General features: G+C 68.9%; 18 protein-coding genes. 11 read left to right on the forward strand and 7 right to left on the reverse strand.

Annotation, left to right across the window (positions count from 1 at the left end; all coding sequences use genetic code 11):
* Window positions 1-59 precede the first annotated feature (59 nt).
* Window positions 60-1,499 carry an AMP-binding protein gene (locus tag ABZV44_RS22550; protein WP_354839416.1) on the reverse strand — a complete coding sequence of 480 codons (1,440 nt, stop codon included), beginning with the start codon at window positions 1,497-1,499 and terminating at the stop codon, window positions 60-62.
* Window positions 1,500-1,659: 160 nt separating this feature from the next.
* On the opposite strand from ABZV44_RS22550, the gene ABZV44_RS22555 reads away from it, so the two are divergent.
* Window positions 1,660-2,880, forward strand: coding sequence for a helix-turn-helix domain-containing protein (locus ABZV44_RS22555; RefSeq protein ID WP_354839418.1), 1,221 nt, complete (start codon window positions 1,660-1,662; stop codon window positions 2,878-2,880).
* A gap of 48 nt (window positions 2,881-2,928) precedes the next feature.
* On the opposite strand, the gene ABZV44_RS22560 is transcribed toward ABZV44_RS22555, so the two are convergent.
* The 3 genes from ABZV44_RS22560 to ABZV44_RS22570 form a co-directional block, all read right to left on the reverse strand.
* Window positions 2,929-4,278, reverse strand: coding sequence for a carboxylesterase family protein (locus ABZV44_RS22560; protein ID WP_354839421.1), 1,350 nt, complete (start codon window positions 4,276-4,278; stop codon window positions 2,929-2,931).
* Between the two features lie 212 nt (window positions 4,279-4,490).
* Window positions 4,491-4,673 (reverse strand): hypothetical protein, encoded by a 183-nt coding sequence (locus ABZV44_RS22565; RefSeq protein WP_354839424.1) that lies wholly within the window; start codon window positions 4,671-4,673, stop codon window positions 4,491-4,493.
* Window positions 4,673-4,972, reverse strand: coding sequence for a hypothetical protein (locus ABZV44_RS22570; protein ID WP_354839427.1), 300 nt, complete (start codon window positions 4,970-4,972; stop codon window positions 4,673-4,675). Before ABZV44_RS22570 ends, ABZV44_RS22565 begins: the two co-directional genes overlap by 1 nt.
* Window positions 4,973-5,598: 626 nt before the next feature.
* Here ABZV44_RS22570 and ABZV44_RS22575 point away from each other — a divergent pair.
* Both ABZV44_RS22575 and ABZV44_RS22580 read left to right on the forward strand, forming a co-directional pair.
* Window positions 5,599-7,197: a GMC family oxidoreductase N-terminal domain-containing protein gene (locus tag ABZV44_RS22575; RefSeq protein WP_354839429.1), complete on the forward strand. Its 1,599-nt coding sequence runs from the start codon at window positions 5,599-5,601 to the stop codon at window positions 7,195-7,197.
* Window positions 7,198-7,234: 37 nt separating this feature from the next.
* Window positions 7,235-7,351 (forward strand): C2H2-type zinc finger protein, encoded by a 117-nt coding sequence (locus ABZV44_RS22580; protein WP_354839733.1) that lies wholly within the window; start codon window positions 7,235-7,237, stop codon window positions 7,349-7,351.
* A gap of 196 nt (window positions 7,352-7,547) precedes the next feature.
* Here ABZV44_RS22580 and ABZV44_RS22585 read toward each other — a convergent pair whose 3' ends face one another.
* Window positions 7,548-8,249: an SDR family NAD(P)-dependent oxidoreductase gene (locus ABZV44_RS22585; RefSeq protein ID WP_354839432.1), complete on the reverse strand. Its 702-nt coding sequence runs from the start codon at window positions 8,247-8,249 to the stop codon at window positions 7,548-7,550.
* Window positions 8,250-8,385: 136 nt separating this feature from the next.
* Here ABZV44_RS22585 and ABZV44_RS22590 point away from each other — a divergent pair, with 136 nt between their 5' ends.
* The 6 genes from ABZV44_RS22590 to ABZV44_RS22615 all read left to right on the forward strand — a co-directional run bounded on the left by ABZV44_RS22590 (window position 8,386) and on the right by ABZV44_RS22615 (window position 13,867).
* Window positions 8,386-9,225: a helix-turn-helix transcriptional regulator gene (locus ABZV44_RS22590; protein ID WP_354839435.1), complete on the forward strand. Its 840-nt coding sequence runs from the start codon at window positions 8,386-8,388 to the stop codon at window positions 9,223-9,225.
* 164 nt (window positions 9,226-9,389) lie between these two features.
* On the forward strand, window positions 9,390-9,596 hold the full coding sequence (locus tag ABZV44_RS22595; protein WP_354839438.1) for a hypothetical protein: 207 nt from the start codon (window positions 9,390-9,392) through the stop codon (window positions 9,594-9,596).
* A 1-nt stretch (window position 9,597) separates the two neighbouring features.
* Window positions 9,598-10,449, forward strand: a complete 852-nt coding sequence (locus ABZV44_RS22600) for an alpha/beta hydrolase (protein WP_354839441.1) — start codon at window positions 9,598-9,600, stop codon at window positions 10,447-10,449.
* Window positions 10,450-10,483: 34 nt separating this feature from the next.
* Window positions 10,484-10,930, forward strand: coding sequence for a VOC family protein (locus ABZV44_RS22605; RefSeq protein WP_354839444.1), 447 nt, complete (start codon window positions 10,484-10,486; stop codon window positions 10,928-10,930).
* Window positions 10,931-10,952: 22 nt separating this feature from the next.
* A complete protein-coding gene (locus tag ABZV44_RS22610) occupies window positions 10,953-12,428 on the forward strand; it encodes an NAD(P)/FAD-dependent oxidoreductase (RefSeq protein ID WP_354839446.1) in 1,476 nt (491 codons plus the stop codon).
* Window positions 12,425-13,867, forward strand: coding sequence for an aldehyde dehydrogenase (locus ABZV44_RS22615; protein ID WP_354839448.1), 1,443 nt, complete (start codon window positions 12,425-12,427; stop codon window positions 13,865-13,867). The genes ABZV44_RS22610 and ABZV44_RS22615 overlap by 4 nt, the downstream gene beginning before the upstream one ends.
* 99 nt (window positions 13,868-13,966) lie before the next feature.
* On the opposite strand, the gene ABZV44_RS22620 is transcribed toward ABZV44_RS22615, so the two are convergent.
* Complete coding sequence (locus ABZV44_RS22620) at window positions 13,967-15,016, reverse strand: alpha/beta hydrolase (RefSeq protein ID WP_354839450.1); 1,050 nt, start codon at window positions 15,014-15,016, stop codon at window positions 13,967-13,969.
* Window positions 15,017-15,085: 69 nt separating this feature from the next.
* Complete coding sequence (locus tag ABZV44_RS22625) at window positions 15,086-17,800, reverse strand: AAA family ATPase (RefSeq protein WP_354839453.1); 2,715 nt, start codon at window positions 17,798-17,800, stop codon at window positions 15,086-15,088.
* A gap of 129 nt (window positions 17,801-17,929) precedes the next feature.
* Here ABZV44_RS22625 and ABZV44_RS22630 point away from each other — a divergent pair, with 129 nt between their 5' ends.
* Together ABZV44_RS22630 and ABZV44_RS22635 are read left to right on the forward strand one after the other, a co-directional pair.
* Window positions 17,930-18,358, forward strand: a complete 429-nt coding sequence (locus ABZV44_RS22630; RefSeq protein WP_354839456.1) for a hypothetical protein — start codon at window positions 17,930-17,932, stop codon at window positions 18,356-18,358.
* On the forward strand, window positions 18,358-18,750 hold the full coding sequence (locus ABZV44_RS22635; protein ID WP_354839459.1) for an alpha/beta hydrolase: 393 nt from the start codon (window positions 18,358-18,360) through the stop codon (window positions 18,748-18,750). Before ABZV44_RS22630 ends, ABZV44_RS22635 begins: the two co-directional genes overlap by 1 nt.

Consider the following 18,750-nt stretch of genomic DNA (forward strand, 5'->3'; position numbering starts at 1 on the left):
GCGCGCGACCGCGACCGAAAGTCTTCTTTCGTTCGAATTGAATTGCGGGGCAGTATCGTTCAGGCTTGCGAGGCGGACGCCCGCAGCTGCTTCTTGTCGATTTTGCCGACCGGATTGCGTGGCAGCTCCGCGGTGAGAACGATCGCGGCGGGCACCTTGAACGGTGCGAGCACGCCACGGCAGTGTTCGGTCAGCTCCTCGGCGCTGACCACGGCCTCCGGCACGGCCACCACGTGGGCGACGGGCACTTCGCCCAGGACCGGGTCTGGCACCCCGACCACCGCGGCCTCGTGGACCGCCGGGTGCCGGTAGAGCGCGTTCTCGATCTCCTTGGGGTAGAGGTTCTCTCCACCGCGAATGATCATGTCCTTGATCCGGTCCACCAGGATCAGATAGCCGTCCTCGTCGAAACGGCCCACATCGCCGGTGTGCAGCCAGCCGTTCACCACGGTCTGCGCGGTCGCCTCGGGGTTTCCGAGGTATCCGCGCATCACGTTCGGGCCGCGGACCACGACTTCACCGGATTCGCCCGCGCCCAGCAGGTTTCCCTCCGGATCCATGATCGCGACCGTCTGACCGGGCAACGGCAGGCCGACGGTGCCCGGCTTGCGTGGGCCTGCCACCGGGTTGAGAGTGGAGGCGCAGGTGCCTTCCGAGAGCCCGTACCCCTCCACGATCGGCACGCCGAAACGCTCCTCGAACCGGGCGATCAGCTCGGCAGGCATGGGCGCCGCACCACAGATCGCCCGGCGCAGCGAGGACAGATCGGGGCGGTGCGTCTCGGGCTGTGCCACGAGCATGGCGTAGATGGCGGGCACCGCGGAGAAATAGGTCGGGCGGACCCGTTCGACGGTGCCGAGAAACCTGGTCGCGGAGAACTTCCCCGCGAGGGTGGTGCGCCCGCCCGCCAGCAGCGGCGAAAGCACGCTCACCACAATGCCGTTGACGTGGAACAGCGGCAGCACCAGCAGGCTGTGATCGGTTTCGTCCAGGCCGAGCGCCTCGATGATCATCGTGCACATGGCGGCGAGGTTGGCGTGGTCCAGCACAACGCCTTTCGGGCGGCCCGTGGTGCCGCTGGTGTAGATGATCAGCGCCGGGCCGTCACCCGGGGCGGCGGCGACCGGTCCCGCCGGGTGCGCGAGCCGTGCGACGTCCAGTGTCACGCCGACTCCACCGGACTCGCCGACCACCACCGTCGCGCCCGAATCCTCGATCTGGTAACGGATTTCGTCGCCCGCGAGGCCCGGGTTCACCGGGGTGACGGCCGCGCCGAGCCGCCAGGCGGCGAACAGCGCCACCACCAGCTCCACCCGATTGGGCAGCACGACGGCGACCACGTCACCGCCGCGCACACCGGCCCGGTGCAATGCCGAGGCTGCAACCCGCACCCGTGCGCGGAATTCCGTGTTGGACAGCGCGGTGGCGTCGTCGGCCAGACTCGGCGCGGCGGGGGCGGAATCCGCTCTGGCGTCGGGCAATTCGGCGATGTGTCGCATGATTCCTCACCGTGGCAGATGTGACATGGGTTACATCCATCAAGGTAGGGCGCGCATCCGGCGGGGACCACGGGCCGGCGGCCCAGCGTTGCGCTGCCATGTTGTGCCGTGAGCACAAACCGCGCGATTCCGGCGGTGTGCGGGGGTACTGTCAGCGGCCATGGCCCCCGACAACGATCCCCTCGTACGTGAGGTGGCGGGCCGGATCAAGACCGACCTCGACCGCCTGACACCCACGATGACCTCGATGTTCGTCGAGGTCATCCCCGAGTTCCGGCACGACGACGAGGTACGCAGGCTGATGGTGGCCAGCACCGAGTCCAACCTCGCGGCCATGCTGGACATGCTCACCCTGGCCATCGGTCTCGACGACTTCGCCGTGCCGCCCGCCGCCGCCGAATACGCCCGCCGCTTCGCCCAGCACGATCTGTCGTTGGAGGCGCTGTTGCGTGCCTACCGGCTCGGCGAGCACATGTTCGGGCAGTGGATCCTGACCGTGCTGGCCGAGCTGAGCCCGTCGACCGACGTCGCCCTGGCCACCGCCGCGCGCATCGCGGCACTGGTCAACGGTTACATCGATCGGGTGATCGAGGGCCTGATCGACATCTACGCGAGCGAACGCCGCCGCTGGGACGCGCGCACCGACGCCGCCCGCGCCGCCCAGGTGCGCGCGGTACTCGACGCGGAGGACCTCGATCTGGCCTCGGCCGAGCAGATGCTGTCGGCGTCGCTGCGCGGGTGGCACCAGTTCGTCCTGTTGTGGACTCCGCCCGCGACCCGCGACCCGGGCGCGGTGCTGCGGGCGGGCACCGCGCTGGTGGCCGCCGCCACCGGGAAGACGCCGATGACCGTCGAGGTCGACGACCACACCCGGTGGGTCTGGATCGCCTCGGTGGGCCGACCCGCGCTCGATGCCGCGCGATTGGAGCGCGACCTGAGCGCGCACCCGAATCTGTCCATGGCCGTGGGTGATCCGGCCACCGGTCTGGACGGCTTCCGGCAGACCTTCCGTGACGCCCAGGCCGCCCGGGCGGTCGCGCTGGCTACACGTGGACCCGGTCTGACGGTGTACTCGGAAGTGGCGCTGGCCGCTCTGCTGGCCGACCACCTGCCCGCGGTGGAGGCGTGGGCCCGGCGTGTACTGGGCGGGCTCATGGGCGGAGACGAGACCGCCGCGCGGCTACGCGAGACGGTCCGCGCCTTTCTCGACACCCGCGGCAGCTACACCGACGCCGCCGCCCGGCTGCACGTTCACAAGAACACCGTCCATTACCGGGTACGCAAAGTCGAAGAGCTGCTGGGACATCCGCTCACCGAGCGCAGGCTCGACATCGAGGTCGCGTTGCTGGCCTGCGCGCAGCTGGGTCTGCCGAAATCATGACCGGTCGGGAGTTCGACAATTGCCGTCGTCTGTCGTGAGAGCTGAAGCTCAGCCGGCTACGCCCAGGTGCCGGACGAAGGGCTTGGGCGCGGTGAACGGCGACCATTCGGGGTCGGCGCTGGGGGCTCCGGTGCGCACGAAGCTCAGCCAGGCGGCACGCGTCTGCCGTCCGATGGGGTCGAGCTCGCGCTGATCGGCTCCGGCGAGCATCGGTGCGTCCGCCCAGGCGGCGTCGCTGCCGAGGATGAACGGCAGTTCGACGCAATGGGTGGCACCGAAGCCGGAATCCGGTGCGCGGTAGTCGAATCGGTACATCCATACGTGGGCACCGGCTTTGCTCAGCCGGCGCGCCAAGCGGCGGCTCGGGATTCCGAACATCAGGGCGCTGATCGTCTGTTCGATCGCGTTGGCCAGTGCCGGGCCGATGCCGGGAATCGTACGCAGTCGCCGCATCCATGGGACCTGCCGATGGAAGGCGGTCATCTCCTGCGCGGTGGTACCGATGATCACATCCAGATCCTGTGCGCGGGAGTCGATCTCGGCGTTCCACTGCGCCCGGGTGGGCATGACGCCGACGCCGGGAACGGTCATGTGGCCCGAGGCAGGGATCAGTTTCAGCCTGCCCCCGGACTCGGCAATGAGCGTGCCCTGCGCGCCGAGAATCGAGGCGATCGATGCCTGACGCGGGTCGCTACCGAGATGGTTCACGAAGCGCCGGCCGCCGCGGCTCGCCATGCGGGCGTTGCCGATCCCGACCGCGCCGGTCGGGTCGCTCTGGATGATGGCTCGGTGGAAAAGCCCACGGGTCTGGGGCATTCCGAGCAGGCAACGCACACTGTGGGCCCCGGCGGACTGACCCGCGATCGTCACCGCACCCGGATCGCCTCCGAAGGCCGCGATGTTCTCGTGAACCCATTGCAGTGCGGCGAGCTGGTCGGCGGGAGCGAAATTCCCGTCCGATACTCCGGCCGTGCGCAGGTACCCGAGCGTTCCGATGCGATAGGTGACCCCAACGACCACGACATCGCCCTCGCGAGCGAGCCGATGCCCGCCGTACCAGCTCAAATTGCCTGCCCCGGTGACGAACCCGCCGCCGTGGAACCACACCAGAACCGGTCGCAGCGAGTCGTCCACCGCCGGAGTGGTGATCGTCAGGTTCAGGCAGTCCTCGGACTGTTCGTGATCCTCCTGCACGCCCATCACCGCCTCCAGCCGCGACGGCAATTGCGGACAGATCGGCGCGTCCCGGGTGGCGTCCCGTTCCCCGCGCCACGGCTGAACCGGGCCGGGCGCACAGAACCGATCGGCTTCCGCGTACGGCACACCCCGGAACACGACGACACCCTCTTCGACCGCCCCGCGCAGCACACCGCTCTTCGTGGCCGTCGTTGTGATCATCGGTGAACTCCAATCTGCCGGGTGCCGCTGAAGGAAGCAATCGCAGACCCAACTCGGTGCTGGCCGGTAAAGGGGCCGCGCCACCGGAACATTCGAGGCAGACAGGTGCGCGCCTTCGTGGAAGGCGCGCACGCGGATGCTGGTCTCACATCGTCGCTGCGTCAGCCCGGTCGCGGTGCCGCCGGGTTCGCCCACCCGTGCTCGAATGTAAGTCACAGGGCCCCAATGCTTCTCGCCAGATCTTCGCCGAGTGGATAGAGCTTCTCCGGAGGGATGAGGCGCTTGGCGCGGTCGGCCCGCCCCTCGCGCAGATGTGCGGAGATCCGGTGCACGAGGGGAGTGCAATCGCGGCTGTCGATATCCGGACATTCGAACCGCATCCGCCGCGCGATCATCAGTGTTCGTCGTAGTGCCCGTTGTGGGGTGCGTGCCGGTGCCCATCGTGGATGTAGTCGACGTGGTCGCCATGGGGTACGGCGGTGTGGCCGCAGCCCTCGCCGTGGACGTGATCGTGGCTTTCGTGCGCGGTGTGGGCGGTCGGTTCGCACTCGTCGTAGTGATCGCCGTGTGCGCGGTGCAGGTGACCGTCGTGGACGTAGTCGGTGTGGCCGTTGTGTGGAACAGCTACATGTCCGCAACCTTCACCGTGATGGTGGTCGTGCTCGGCGTGCGCCGCATGCTCGGGTGTGGTCATGATCCTCGTTCCTTTCTCGTGCCTCTCTTCGTGCGCTTCCCCTCCGCTGCCATTTTCACATCATAATGTGCGCATCCTTTTGTGTATGTGCTGATAGGTAACCATTTCTCGGGTGATCCGACGTGCTCGGCGGAGTGCTGATCTGCATGGATGCCCGGTTCGGATTCGGCGTGGAAAAGGGGTGGAATGGCTGTCGCGTTGCTGGTAACGATCTTGGATTTCAAGATCTCGTGAAGGTTGCAAGATGGCTGGTCTGGTTTTCAGCAAACGTGCTATGCCATCACCGCTGCAGCGCGGGCGCCGGTGGTGGCCCAGGTGTGCCGGGCGCGCAGGGTCCGGCCGACCTCGGCGGCGGTCGGTTCGGGTGCGAGGACGCCGGTCATGCCGCCGGCCGTGTGACGCCCCGAGCTCCCGTCTCGGCCGCCTGCCAAGCGTTCGTCAGGTGCGTGAACGAATTCGTGCTCAGCGCCGTGCACTCGCGGTGATGGCCGGACGCCAACCGAGCCAACTCCGCCTATCCGTGCTCTGAAACGGGTTCCTGGGCGGCCGCTTTCGAGTACTTTCGCAACATGTTCCAGTTTCGTCGGTGACTCGCGGCGAGACCTGTGCGGACAGAAGGGCTGGTCATGGCGGCGACGGACTACATCATCATCGGTTCCGGGAGCGCCGGGGCCATTATTGCCCGCAGGCTGGCCGATACCGGCGCCGCTGTCACGCTGTTCGAGGCGGGCGGTCGTGACAACAGCCGGCTGGTGCGCAAGCCCGGCATGATCGGCCCGATGCACAGCGTGCCGCAGCTGAAGAAGCGGATCGACTGGGGCCACTACACCGTCGAGCAGAAGCATGCTCTGGGCCGAACCATCCCGCAGACGCACGGCAAGGTGGTCGGCGGTTCGAGCTCGGTCAACGGCATGGTGTTCGTGCGCGGCAACCGGCGGAACTTCGACGATTGGGCCGGCGAGGGCAACGACGGCTGGTCGTATGAGGACGTGCTGCCGAGCTTCAAGAAATTCGAGTCGTTCGAGGACGGCGCCAGCGAGTTCCGCGGTGGCGCAGGTCCGATCAAGGTGATCCGGGCGCGCGATCTGACGCCCGCGTCGGAGTCGTTCATGGAGGCGCTGGCCGAAACCGCCGACCTGCCGCGCAACCCCGACTACAACGGCGCCGAGCAGGAAGGCGTCTCGATCTTCCAGCAGAGCAACAGCGACGGGTTGCGCTACAGCACCTCGGTCGGTTATCTCGACGATCGCCCGAAGAACCTTACCGTGCTACCGAATACGCATGTGACGCGCATTGTGATCGAGAACGGCCGGGCCACCGGTGTGGAATTCCGGACCGAGCAGGGCATCGAAGTACTGCGGGCCGAGCGTGAGATCATCGTCAGCGCAGGCACATTCGGCTCCCCGCAGCTGCTCATGCTCTCGGGTATCGGACCGGCCGACCATCTCCGTGCCTTCGGCATCGACGTCGTCGCCGACCTCCCGGTGGGCGACAACCTGCACGACCACCTGTTCGTGCCGATGACCTTCGCCATGCCGACCGCCGTGCGCCGTTCGTCCGCGGGCTATTTCGCCCGGGCGTTTCTGCGGGAGTCGTTGCGCAACAACAGCACCTGGCTGGCGCGCAGCGTTTTCGAAGTCGTCGCGTTCCTGCGTACCCCCCATGCGGCCGGGGCGCCCGATCTGCAACTGCACGTGCTGCCATGGAGCTATCCCGGCCCCAATCAGGATGCCCCGATCCGCCACACCCCCGATCCCCGCCGTTCACTGACCGTCCTGGTGACGATGATCTACCCACAGAGCCGGGGCACGCTGCGCCTGACGTCGGCCGACCCCACCGCAGCGCCCGCCATCGACCCCCACTATCTCGCCGAGCAGCGCGACGTGGACACGCTCGTGTACGGCATGGAGCTGACCCGAGAGGTCATGGCCGCGAAGTCGATCGATAGCGCGGTGGACACCGAGATCTCTCCCGGCCTGCAATACCCCACCCGCACGGAGCTGGCCGCCGAAGTCCCCAACCGCGCAACCACCGTCTATCACCCCGTCGGCACCTGCCGCATGGGTATAGACGACCGCGCGGTGGTAGACCCGACACTCCGGGTGCGCGGAGTGGCCGGACTACGCGTCGCCGACGCCTCGATCATGCCCAGCATCGTCGGCGGCAACACCAACGCAGCCACCATGATGATCGGCGAACACGCCGCCTCGCTCATCCTGCCCTGACCGCCACCGAGTTCGCCGCCGCCCGCCGCCCTCCATCATCCGCTATTACCTCCTCACCTCCGCCAAGCGGCAGTACCCCTGCGACGTGTGCGGCGCGAAGTTTCCGACCCTCGGTGCGCTCACCAGTCACAAACGCTGGTCGCATGACCTGTAGTCACCGGCGACACCCTCTGCTGGCCGGGCTCGTATGCAGCGGTCCAGATACGCAGGAAGGCAAAACGGTGACGCGGCTGCCGCGCCCTTCGCATGCCAGTGCCTTTTCGATCGGAGAATCGGTGCGCGCCAGTGGAATTCAGCGGATCTGTGTGGCTTGTGACCACAGTGCTGACGGTGAGACGGATCCTCGGTCGCTACCAGGGCAACGTTCCGGAGGCATCGAAATAGCCTCCGGTGGGCCCGTTTTGGGGGACCTGGGCCATTCGTACGATGATCTCGGCGCCCTCTTCGACGGTTTGCCTGCCCGCGTGGGCGTTGAGGTCGGTGGCGGTGTATCCGGGCTCCACCGCGTTGATCCGAATATCCGGGAACGCTTTCGCGTATTGCACGGTGATTCTGTTCAGCGCGGTTTTCGATGCGGGATAGGACAATCCGGGATAGGCGTAGGTATGGGTGCCCGGGGTGGTGCCGCCTGTCATCGAGGCCAGGGAGCTGCTGACATTGACGATGACCGGTGCGGGGGCTTGCCGTAGCAGCGGCAGGAACGCGTGCACGACGCGAACGACGCCGAAAACATTGGTGTCGAATACGGTTCGCATCATGTCGGCTGTGACCTCAGCCAGGTCGACCGCGCCATTGCCCTCGATATCGATGCCCGCGTTGTTGACCAGGACATCCAGTCCGCCGTCCGCCTCGATGATCTTCGCGGCCGCGGCGACGGACGCGTCGTCGGTGACATCCAGCTGGACGGAGCGTGCCCCGATTTCCGCCGCGGCGAGCCGCCCGCGTTCGGTGTCGCGACTGCCGACATACACCGTGTGCCCCGCCGCGACGAGCTGACGGGCGGTTTCGAAACCCAGCCCCTTGTTGGCGCCGGTAATGAGCGTTGTTGTCATGTCCTCAGATTCGCGCCGCCCGGCGGCATCAGCCAGTCGCCTGATCTTCCTGGGACTGTCGATACCAGGCTGGGCCGGTCGATATCGCGCGGAACACCGACGGTGAGCGGATCGGCGAACGGGCAGAATGAATCCCATGGCCACAGCGGAATTCGGAGTAGCGGTGCGGCGCTGGCGCGATCAGGTATCGCCCGACGCCGTAGGGCTGTCGGCGAATGGCGCGCGCCGTGCGCCCGGCCTGCGCCGTGAGGAACTGGCGCTGCTGGCCGGTATTTCCGCCGACTACGTCACCCGGCTCGAACAGGGCCGGGCATCCAACCCCTCGCCCCAGGTGGTCGAGGCGCTGGCGCGGGCCTTGCGCTTGTCGGCCGACCAGCGTGCGCACCTGTATCGGCTGGCCGGGCTGGTACTGCCCGAGCCCGGAACCGTCCCGACCGCCATCCCGCCCGCCGTCCAGCGCATGCTGGATCGCCTGGTCGGCATCCCGGTCGCCGTCTTCGACGCGTCCTGGACACTGCTGCAAGCGAATCCGGCATGCGCGGCACTGCTGGGCGATTCCACGACCTGGCAGGGCAACGAACGCAACCGGGTGTGGCGGCATTTCATCGGCCCCGGCTCCGTCGGCCGCTATGCACCGGACACCCTCGAATCCCTCGAAACCGCACTGGTATCCGACCTGCGCGCCGCCGAGGCCCGCTACCCCGCCGACCAGCGTCTACGCCACCTGATCGCCGACCTGCGCACCCACAGCCCCCGCTTCGCCGCACTCTGGGAGTCCGGTGCCGTCGCCGGCTACGACATCACGGTCAAGACCATCGACCACCCGACAGCGGGCGCCCTGACCCTGGACTGCGCCGTCCTCACGGTGGCGGGCTGCGACCTGCGAATCATGATCGACACCGCCGAGCCCGGCAGCGCAGACGCCGAACGCCTTTCCCTGCTCACCGCCCTCGGAACCCGAACCGCCGTCGGCTGATCATCCGGGCCGGACCATGTCGGACTACGTCACCCGAACTCGGCCTGACCGACAGTAATTACGTCATCCGACGCTCGCCGCGGCATTCCCGCGAAACCTATCTTCCTCGACGCGGACGCTCGCGCCCGCGATTCACGGCTCGTGAAGAGGAAGGGGTCCCACTGATGACAGCCACATCCCGGTACGCCGTCGACGACGGCCCTGTGGCCGAGGTCGGCGCCACACCCGTACAGGTCTCGCCGGCCTGGCTGCTGCATCGACCGCCGGGTGACGACTACGTCATGGTCGGCGTCAGCCGACAGATGTGGCGGTGGGGGAGCGGAAACCAGAGTGGAAGCCGCACAACGTGCTTCACCTCGAAAGGACAATGACATGGTCGACATTCGACACCCCCGGATGCGGCGCGCGGGCCGGGCGATCGCGGCGGTCACGGCGGCGGTAGCGGCCGGTAGCCTCGCCGTCGCCTGCACCGCCAGCACCACCACCCATGCCGGGCCGACCGAGGACGCGCCGAAGCCGACCGTCGTGCTGGTGCACGGCGCGTTCGCGGACGGATCGAGCTGGAACGATGTCGTCGACCAACTCCGCAAGGACCACTATCCGGTTGTCGCGGCAGCCGATCCGCTGCGCGGGCCCGCCGCCGATGCCACCACCCTGCGGGGGCTGATCAGCCACATCAACGGACCCGTCGTGCTGGTCGGGCACTCCTACGGCGGATCGGTCGTCAGCGCCGCCGCGGCCGGCAGCGATCAGGTCAAGGCCCTGGTGTACGTGGCGGCGTTCCTGCCCGCACCGGGCGAGACCGCGCTGGAGCTGACCAACAAGTTCCCCGGGTCGACCCTTCCCGGCACGCTCGACCCGGTCCCGTTCACCAATCCCGACGGCAGCACCGGCACCGACCTGTACATCCAGCAGGCCAAGTTCCACGACCAGTTCGCCGCCGACGTCCCCGCCGACCGCGCTGCCCTGGCCGCCGCCGCCCAGCGCCCGATCCTGCAGGCCGCGCTGGAGGAGAAGGCCACCGTCGCCGCCTGGACCGACAAACCCAGCTGGGACGTGATCACCACCCAGGACCTCAACATCCCCGTTGCGGCACAACGGTTCATGGCCGAGCGGGCGCACGCGCAGGTCACCGAGGTCGCGGCCTCGCACTCGGTGGCCGTCTCGCACCCCGATCGGGTGGCCGAGGTGATCGAGCAGGCCGCCAAGAATTCCGCCCACTGACAGTCACGAAAGACGTTCGAGGAGAAAACGAATCATGGATTTGAAACTGGAAGTCGTCGTCCTGCCCGTCGCCGACGTCGACCGCGCCAAGGCCTTCTACACCGAGCGCCTCGGCTTCCGTCTCGACGCCGATTTCCCCGTGGACAACGGTTATCGCGTCGTGCAGGTCACCCCGCCCGGCTCGGAGTGCTCGATCATCTTCGGCACCGGCGTCACCGCGGCCGAGCCCGGATCCCTGCGGGGCCTGCATCTGATCGTCACCGATATCGAGAAGGCCGTCGCGGAGTTGACCGAACGCGGAATCGCGGTGGACGGACCGTTCCGCGATGCCACCGGTGTGTTCCACCACGCCGGAACCGAAAGCCGGGTCCCCGGAGCGGATCCGCAGCGACGCAGCTACGGATCGTTCGCCGCGTTCACCGATCCGGACGGCAACGACTGGTTCCTGCAGGAAATCACGCAGCGCGCTCCCGGCCGCTGACTCGGTCATCGAAGGGAACCCCATGTCCGACAAGGAAGTTCGTACCTACGACGTCGTGGTCGTCGGGGCCGGGCCGGTCGGTGAGAATGTCGCCGACCGCACCCGCGCCGCCGGGTTGAGCACCGTGATCGTCGAATCCGAGCTGGTGGGCGGCGAATGCTCGTACTGGGCATGCGAACCCAGCAAGGCGCTGCTGCGTCCCGCGCTGCTCTACCGCGAGGCCGCCCGCTTCCCCGGTGTCGGGGAGGCGGTCACCGGACCCCTCGACGCGGCCGCGGTGCTGAAGCATCGCGACCGGATGGTGGCCGACTGGGACGACCGGGACCAGCTCGACTGGCTCGCCTCGGTCGATGTCGAACTCATCCGCGGCCACGGCCGGCTCGCGGGACCCCGGCGGGTGACGGTCGAGACGCCCGAGGGCGAGACCGTGCGGCTCGCCGCCCGGTATGCGGTGGCCGTGTGCACCGGCACGTCGGCCGCCCTGCCGCCACTGCCGGGCCTGGATGCCGTGCGGCCGTGGACGAGTCGCGAAGCCACCAGCGCCCGGGAGGTACCGGACCGGCTCGCGATTCTGGGAGCCGGAGTCGTCGCCACCGAAATGGCCGCCGCCTGGCAGGCATTGGGCGCGCGGGTCACGCTCATCGCCCGCGAATCCCGGCTGCTGGGCCGTGTCGAAGCCTTCGCCGCGGACCTGGTCGCCGAGCAGCTCCGGGATGCCGGAGTGGACCTGCGCTTCGGTACCACCATCACCGCCGCCGAGCGCGCGGGCGGACCCGACGACAGCATCCGCCTCACCCTCGCCGACGGCACCCGGCTGGTCGCCGATGAACTCCTGCTCGCGACCGGCCGCGCACCCCGGACCGACGACCTCGGCCTCGACACGATCGGCCTGACACCCGGCCAGTGGCTCACCACCGACGACACCTTCACCGTGACCGCGGTCGACGGGGAGTGGTTGTACGCGGTCGGGGACGTGAATCACCGTGCGCTGCTGACCCATCAGGGCAAGTACCAGGCCCGCATCGCCGGGACGGTCATCGCCGCCCGGGCTCGCGGGCTGGCGCTGGACACCGGACGCTGGGGCCGCCACGCGGGGACCGCCGACCTCGAAGCGGTGCCGCAGGTCGTGTTCACCGACCCGGAGATCGCGGCGGTGGGTCTCACCACCGACGACGCCGCGCGCGCCGGGCGCGACGTGGACGTCGTCGACTACGACATCGGCCGGGTCGCCGGTGCGATCCAGCACGATCCCGGCTATCGGGGCCGGGCCAGGGTCCTGATCGACCCGGACCGCCGGGTCATTGTCGGCGCGACCTTCGCCGGGCCGGGCGTCGCCGAACTGCTGCACTCGGCCACCATCGCCATCGCCGGCGAGGTCCCCCTCGACCGCCTCTGGCATGCGGTGCCGTCCTTCCCCACCATCAGCGAAGTCTGGCTCCGGCTGCTGGAAACCTATCGCGACCAACAGAATTCGCCGACCGCGGGAGAAACCAGATGATCACCTACGATCGGCTCTACGTCGGCGGTTCGTGGACCGAACCCAGCGAACCGGCACTGCTGGAGATCCTCTCGCCGCACGATCGATCGGTCATCGGCTGGGCGGCGCAGGCGCAACCCGCCGATGTGGACCGCGCGGTGACGGCGGCGCACGCGGCCTTCGACGGCCGCGTCTGGCGTGACACCCCGCCCGCGGAGCGAATCGCGGCGTTGCGACGGTTCAACAAGCTGCGCGAGGAGCAGGCCGACCGGATCGCCGCGCTCATCACCGACGAAAACGGTTCCGCCGCATGGTTCACCAAGGCCGGTCAGGCCGGTCTGACCCGGCAGGCGAATGCCTACCTCACCGCCGCCGAGAATTGCGACTGGGAGTACACGCTCACCCCGTCGGACCCGGATACCGGTGTCCGCAGCGTGGTCCGGCGCGAACCGGTCGGCGTGGTGGCGGCGGTGATTCCGTGGAATTCGCCCTTCTCCGCGGCGACGTCGAAGATCCTGCCCGCCCTGCTCGCCGGAAACTCGGTGGTGCTGAAGGTGTCTCCGGAGAATTCGCTGAGCATGGGTCTGCTGGCCGAGCTGGTGGATCGAATCGGCCTGCCGGAAGGCGTGATCAGCGTGCTGCCCGCGGATCGGGAAACGAGCGAGTACCTGATCTCCCACCCCCGCGTGGACAAGATCGCGTTCACCGGCTCGACCGGGGCCGGGCGCCGGATCGCGTCCATCGCGGGCACCCAGCTCAAACGGGTGAGTCTCGAACTGGGCGGCAAATCGCCGGCGGTGATCCTGCCCGATGCGGATCTGACGGCGGTGATGAACGGCCTGAAATTCGGCTCGTTCTTGAACAATGGAGAGTCCTGTATCGCCCAGACACGGATCCTCGCCCCGCGCTCCCGCTACGCGGAGGTGGTCGCGGCGCTCGCGGCGCTGGTCGAGTCCTTGCCGGTCGGTGATCCGCGCGACCCGGACACCTTCATCGGGCCCATGGTGCGCGGCGATCAGCAGCAGCGGGTCCGCGACTACATCGAGGCCGGTATCGCCGAAGGCGCGCGCCTGGTCTGCGGCGGTCCGCAGGTCCCGCCCGGACTGCGGGACGGCTTCTATGTCACCCCAACTGTTTTCGCCGACGTCACACCGGACATGCGCATCGCGCGTGAGGAAATCTTCGGCCCGGTCCTGGTCGTGCTCGCCTACGACGACATCGACGACGCGGTGCGCATCGCCAACGACTCCGACTACGGGCTCTCCGGTGGCGTCTGGTCGGCGGACGAGGCCGCGGCGCTGGCCGTTGCCCGCCGCATCCGGACCGGCACGGTCACCATCAATGGTGCGCCGATCGGATTCGACGGCCCCTTCGGCGGATTCAAGACCAGCGGCATCGGCCGCGAGTATGGCGCGGTCGGTTTGGGCCAGTACACCGAGTATCAGACGATCACAATCTGATGCCCTTGTAAGGCGGTGCGTGCGATCGAGTCCGGCGAGTCCGGACAGCGAACCGCCGGGCCCAGCGGCAGCTGCCGGGCCCGGCGGTTCACAGGTTGTTCAGAGATGGTCGGCGTCGATGATCGCCTGCGCGAACGGGCCCGGCGCCTCCTGTGGGACGTTGTGCCCGATGCCGTCGAGGACGCGGTGCTCATGTTTACCGGTGTACTTGGCGGCGTAGGGCTTTCCGTCCTTGGCCGCTCCGTCGAAGTCGCTGCCGATGGTGATCGCGGGCACGGTGATAGCCGGTCCGGTGGCGAGTTGCTGTTCGTAGGCTTCGTATTGCGGCTCGCCCGGCGCCAGGCTCAAGCGCCACCGATAGTTGGTGATGACGATGTCGACATGGTCGGGATTGTCGAAGGCGGCCGCGGTGCGGTCGTAGGTCGCGTCGTCGAAATTCCATGCCGGGGACGCGCGCTTCCAGATCAGCTTGTTGAAGTCGTGCCGATTGCGGGTGTAGCCGAGGCGACCGCGTTCGGTGGCGAAGTAGTACTGGTACCACCAGCCGAGTTCGGCCTCGGGCGGCAGTGGCTGCTGCTGTGCCGCCTGCTGCGTGACGATGTACCCGCTCACCGCCACCATCGCCTTGACGCGCTGCGGCCACAGCGCGGCGATGATGTCGACCGTGCGTGCGCCCCAGTCGAATCCGCCGAGCACGGCCTTGTCGATGTGCAGCGCGTCCATGAAGTCGACGATGTCGCGCGCGATCGCCGACTGCTGGCCGTTGCGAACGGTCTGCGTGGACAGGAAGGTGGTCGGGCCGTAGCCGCGCAGAAACGGGACGAGGACCCGGTACCCGGCCGCCGCCAGCAGCGGTCCGACATCGGCGTAGCTGTAGGCGTCGTAGGGCCAGCCGTGCAGCAGGATCACGGGTTGTCCGATGCTGGGCCCGAATTCCGCGTAGCCGACGCTGAGGACACCGGCGTCGATCTGCTTGATCGGTCCCAGTGTCGTATTCGCGCCCGAGCCCTTCCGCAGGTCCGCGCCGACCGGAGTCGTGGTGGCTGGCGCGGTCGCGGAATCCGTGCCGCAAGCGCTGAGCGAGGCCGCGGCCAGGCTCGCCGCGCCCGCTGCGAGCGCACCACCGAAAAATCGTCTGCTGATGTTCATGTCCTCAGACGCTAGGAACCGGGCGACCGGTGTCGCGAGCGTCGGATGACGTACTCGGTGTCGGTTGGGCTACCGTGCCGGCTCGTCCTCGGTCGGCAGCAGCGCCGCGAGGTCACCGCGCGAACTGATACCGAGCTTGGGGAAGATGCGGTGCAGGTGGGTGCTGACGGTCCGATGCGACAGGTAGAGCCGCTGCCCGATCTCCCGATTGGTCAGCCCCTGCGCCGCCAGCTGCGCGATGCTCAGCTCGTGCGGGGTGAGCCGCTCGCGGGCATCCGGGTCGCGGTTCGGGCTCGATTCGCCCGCGCTGCGCAGTTCCAGGCGGGCCCGCTCGCTCCACGCCGTGAAGCCCAGGGCGTCGAAAGTCTCTCGGGCCGTGCGCAAATGGGTGCGGGACTCCACCACCCGGCGCTGCCGCCGCAGCCACTCGCCATAGGCGAGATGCAGGCGGCCGCGTTCGGCGGGCCACCCGGTGAGATCCGCCTCCAGCGCGGCGGTGAACAGCTTGCCGGCCGAGTCACCGGCGAGCACCGCTCGGGCATACCGCATTCCGATGTGCAGGGCGGGCGACGACGTGGACTCCGCCACCGGTTCCAGGCCGCGCAACAGTTCCGCCGCCGCGTCGGTCTGCCCGGCGCGGACCGCGGCCTCGGCGAGTTCGGTGAGGAAACACGCGCGCAGCGCCGGCGAATACGACGGGTCGCGCGGATCGTGGATGCGGGCCAGATCGGTGAAGGCGTCGTCGAATCGGCCCTCACCGAGCGCGATCAGCCCCCGGGTGAGCTGCACGGTGGCCAGCACGGGCCGCGCACCGGCGGCCAGTCCGGTCCGTTCGGCGTCCGCCGTGAGCTCGGCGGCCTGCAAGTAATCCCCACGCAGGGCAGCGATCTCGGCCTGTACCGCGATGACGACCGCATGCATGAACGGCGCCGCGGTCTCGCGGGCGAAGGCCGCGGCCTCGGCCGCGATGGGCGCGGCGGCGGCGAGGTCGCCGAGCCGGGCCAGGCTCCAGGCCTGGATCGCGAGGGCCCGGGTCAGCAGCCCCAGCCGTCCGGCGGCACGGAATCCGGGTGCGGCGGCGCCGGCGAACTGCGCCGCGAGGTCGAAGGCGCCGACCTGGTATGCCGCGCTGCTGAGAAAGTGATCGACCTCCGGATCGCGGCCCGTGGTCGCGGCCAGCGCCCGCAGGTGGCGCAGCACCTGTTCGCCGCGCTCGAACGGGGCCACGATCGAGTCGATCGCCAGCTTGCGCGGGTCACCGTCGGGAATGCCGAAGGTGTCGGCGACCGCGAGGACCGCGCGCCGGGTCTCGGGCCCGGGCTCGGACCAGAAGCACCGCATGGCCGCACCCCACATGATCCGCAGCGCGGGATCCGGATACCCGTCGGCGGCGACGGAGGCCGCGAGCGCGGCCAGTTCGCCAATGCGCGACGGACTTTCGCGCATGCCGTCCTCGAATCCGCTGAGCAGCCACTTCGCGGTGGCCTCCTGCGCGGGGGTGAGGGGGAGGGTGCGCGCGGTGTCGACCAGTCGGTCGGCTGTGTCGCGGTGACCGGAGTCGACGGCCAGTTCGGCCGCACGCAGCAGGCGATCCGCGCGCCGGCCGGGGGTGGCGCTGAGCGCGGCGGCCCGCTCCAGCGCCGCGACCGCACCGCCGCGGTGCCGGGACCGTTCGGCGACGTCCTCGAGCGCCGCCGCCACCTCCTCATCGGCTCCGGCGGTGCCCGCCGCCCGATGCCACACCTGGCGATCCGGAGACCCGGTGAGCAGGTCGGCGAGCGCCAGATGCGCACGGCGGCGCTCCTCGGCCGTCGCCGCCGTCACCAGGGCGGAACGGACCAGCGGGTGGCGGAAAATCACTGTGCCGGAACCGATATCGATCAGTCGGGCCGCCACCGCGGGGGCGAGAATGTCGGCCCCGACCTCGGATCCCAGGAGAATCCCTGCGGCGGCGAGTGTTTCGGCGACCGAATCGCCGTCGTCGAGCGCGGCGACCAGCAATGCCGACCGGGTGCGCTCGGGCAGCGCCGCACTGCGCGCCGAGAACGCTCGTTCGAGGCGTTCGGTCAACGGGAGGGTCGGCGCCGGTTCGGCGAGAACCCCCACGGCCGTGGGCAATTCGGTCAGGGCGAGCGGGTTGCCGTGCGCCTCGGCGAGCACCCGCCGTCGGACCTGGGCGGACAGCTCCGGTGCGGTGCTGTCGAGCACGGCGTTCGCGTCCTCATCGGACAGCGGGCCGAGCCGCATGGCGGTCAGCTCGGCCTCGCGCAGCGGCGAGTTCGTGCCGTCGCGGACGGTGGCGACCATGGCGACGGGTTCGGAGTCGATGCGGCGCGCGACGAAGGCGAGGACCTCGGCGCTGGCGGGATCGAGCCAGTGCACGTCCTCGGCGACGACCAGCAGCGGTCGTTCGGCCGCCAGATCGGCCAGCAGCGTCAGAGCGGCAAGCCCCACCAGATGCGGGCTCGGCTCGCCGACGGCATCCGACATGCCCAGGGCGGTTGTCAGCGATTCGAACTGGCGCGCCGGCAGGGCATCGAACGCGCGGCGCAGCGGGTACAGCAGCCGCTGCAGCCCGGCGTAGTCGAGGCCGTGTTCGGCTTCCACCCCCGCGGTCCGCAGCACCCGCAGCCCCGCGGCGGCCGCAACGGCGACCGTCTCCTCGACGAGCGACGACTTGCCGATTCCGGGTTCCCCCTCGATCAGGATGCCGCTCCGGTCGCCGGGGCCATCCACGAGTGCGGCCAGGACTTTCAGCTCGGTGTCTCGTCCGACCATCGGCATGGGTGGTGCTCTCCTCCTGGACCCGTGACGACGTACGGGACCGGTCGCGACCTTACCCAAACAGGATTACGTCACCTCAACGTCAACTGACAGATTCGGCCGCCCGCCCGCGGCGGCGAAGGTATTTCCATGGCTACGGTACGTTTTCATCTCCTGTCCACACTGACTCCCGCCGAGGTCGTGCGGGTGCTCACCGACTTCGGCCCCGCCCGCACCGAGGCGTGGCCCAGCATCGACGCCGAGCATTTCGTCGTCCACGACCGCGGCGAGACCTGGGCCGAGGTCACCGAAGGCACGGCCGCCGCCTGGGAACGCGCCCGCTACCAGTGGGATCCGGACGGCGACACCGTCACCGTCACCACCCTGGATTCCAAGCTCTTCGGCGCGGGCGGCGGCTGGGTCTTCCGAGCCACGCCGGAAGCGGGCGGCACCCGGGTCGATGTCGAACTGACCCGGACTCCGCAGGCCTTCAAGGGCAAGCTGCTGGCGGCACTGCTGCCGCTGGTCGGACCGTCCTCGCTGCGCAAGTCGTTCGCCGGCCCGCTGCGGGCGAAGTGATGTCCGCCGAAGCGATGCAGGCCATTTCGAGCGACGAACAGATCGCGCGCGGCATCCTGCCGTCCTGTTTCGCCGACTACTGGGGCGACGAAGAACGGTGGGCCGCTTTCCGGAAAGGGCTGCGGGCCACCTACATCTCGGGACTGGACGCGCACCTGACTCCCGATCTCGTCGACGACCGCGCCGATCTGCCGAACCTGACCGTCCCCGCCCTGGTCATCGTGGGCCGCCACGATGTCATCTGCGGACCGCGCTGGGGACTGGAACTGCACGAACTGATCCCCAATTCGCGACCGACCGTCCTGGAACACAGCGGGCACCTGGGGCATCTGGAAGAACCCCAGCGCTTCGACCACGCGGTCCGGGAATTCGTCTTCTCACCCGAGGAGTGA

The sequence above is a fragment of the Nocardia sp. NPDC004860 genome, assembly GCF_040609015.1.
Lineage (GTDB): Bacteria > Actinomycetota > Actinomycetes > Mycobacteriales > Mycobacteriaceae > Nocardia.

Coding starts and splice junctions, on each gene's coding strand:
- ABZV44_RS22635 (WP_354839459.1), top strand. CDS start 18,358: ATGTCCGCCGAAGCGATGCAGGCCATTTCGAGCGACGAACAGATCGCG.
- ABZV44_RS22585 (WP_354839432.1), bottom strand. CDS start 8,249: ATGACAACAACGCTCATTACCGGCGCCAACAAGGGGCTGGGTTTCGAA.
- ABZV44_RS22620 (WP_354839450.1), bottom strand. CDS start 15,016: ATGAACATCAGCAGACGATTTTTCGGTGGTGCGCTCGCAGCGGGCGCG.
- ABZV44_RS22570 (WP_354839427.1), bottom strand. CDS start 4,972: ATGACCACACCCGAGCATGCGGCGCACGCCGAGCACGACCACCATCAC.
- ABZV44_RS22610 (WP_354839446.1), top strand. CDS start 10,953: ATGTCCGACAAGGAAGTTCGTACCTACGACGTCGTGGTCGTCGGGGCC.
- ABZV44_RS22555 (WP_354839418.1), top strand. CDS start 1,660: ATGGCCCCCGACAACGATCCCCTCGTACGTGAGGTGGCGGGCCGGATC.
- ABZV44_RS22605 (WP_354839444.1), top strand. CDS start 10,484: ATGGATTTGAAACTGGAAGTCGTCGTCCTGCCCGTCGCCGACGTCGAC.
- ABZV44_RS22550 (WP_354839416.1), bottom strand. CDS start 1,499: ATGCGACACATCGCCGAATTGCCCGACGCCAGAGCGGATTCCGCCCCC.
- ABZV44_RS22625 (WP_354839453.1), bottom strand. CDS start 17,800: ATGCCGATGGTCGGACGAGACACCGAGCTGAAAGTCCTGGCCGCACTC.
- ABZV44_RS22615 (WP_354839448.1), top strand. CDS start 12,425: ATGATCACCTACGATCGGCTCTACGTCGGCGGTTCGTGGACCGAACCC.
- ABZV44_RS22600 (WP_354839441.1), top strand. CDS start 9,598: ATGGTCGACATTCGACACCCCCGGATGCGGCGCGCGGGCCGGGCGATC.
- ABZV44_RS22560 (WP_354839421.1), bottom strand. CDS start 4,278: ATGATCACAACGACGGCCACGAAGAGCGGTGTGCTGCGCGGGGCGGTC.
- ABZV44_RS22595 (WP_354839438.1), top strand. CDS start 9,390: ATGACAGCCACATCCCGGTACGCCGTCGACGACGGCCCTGTGGCCGAG.
- ABZV44_RS22575 (WP_354839429.1), top strand. CDS start 5,599: ATGGCGGCGACGGACTACATCATCATCGGTTCCGGGAGCGCCGGGGCC.
- ABZV44_RS22590 (WP_354839435.1), top strand. CDS start 8,386: ATGGCCACAGCGGAATTCGGAGTAGCGGTGCGGCGCTGGCGCGATCAG.
- ABZV44_RS22630 (WP_354839456.1), top strand. CDS start 17,930: ATGGCTACGGTACGTTTTCATCTCCTGTCCACACTGACTCCCGCCGAG.
- ABZV44_RS22565 (WP_354839424.1), bottom strand. CDS start 4,673: ATGATCGCGCGGCGGATGCGGTTCGAATGTCCGGATATCGACAGCCGC.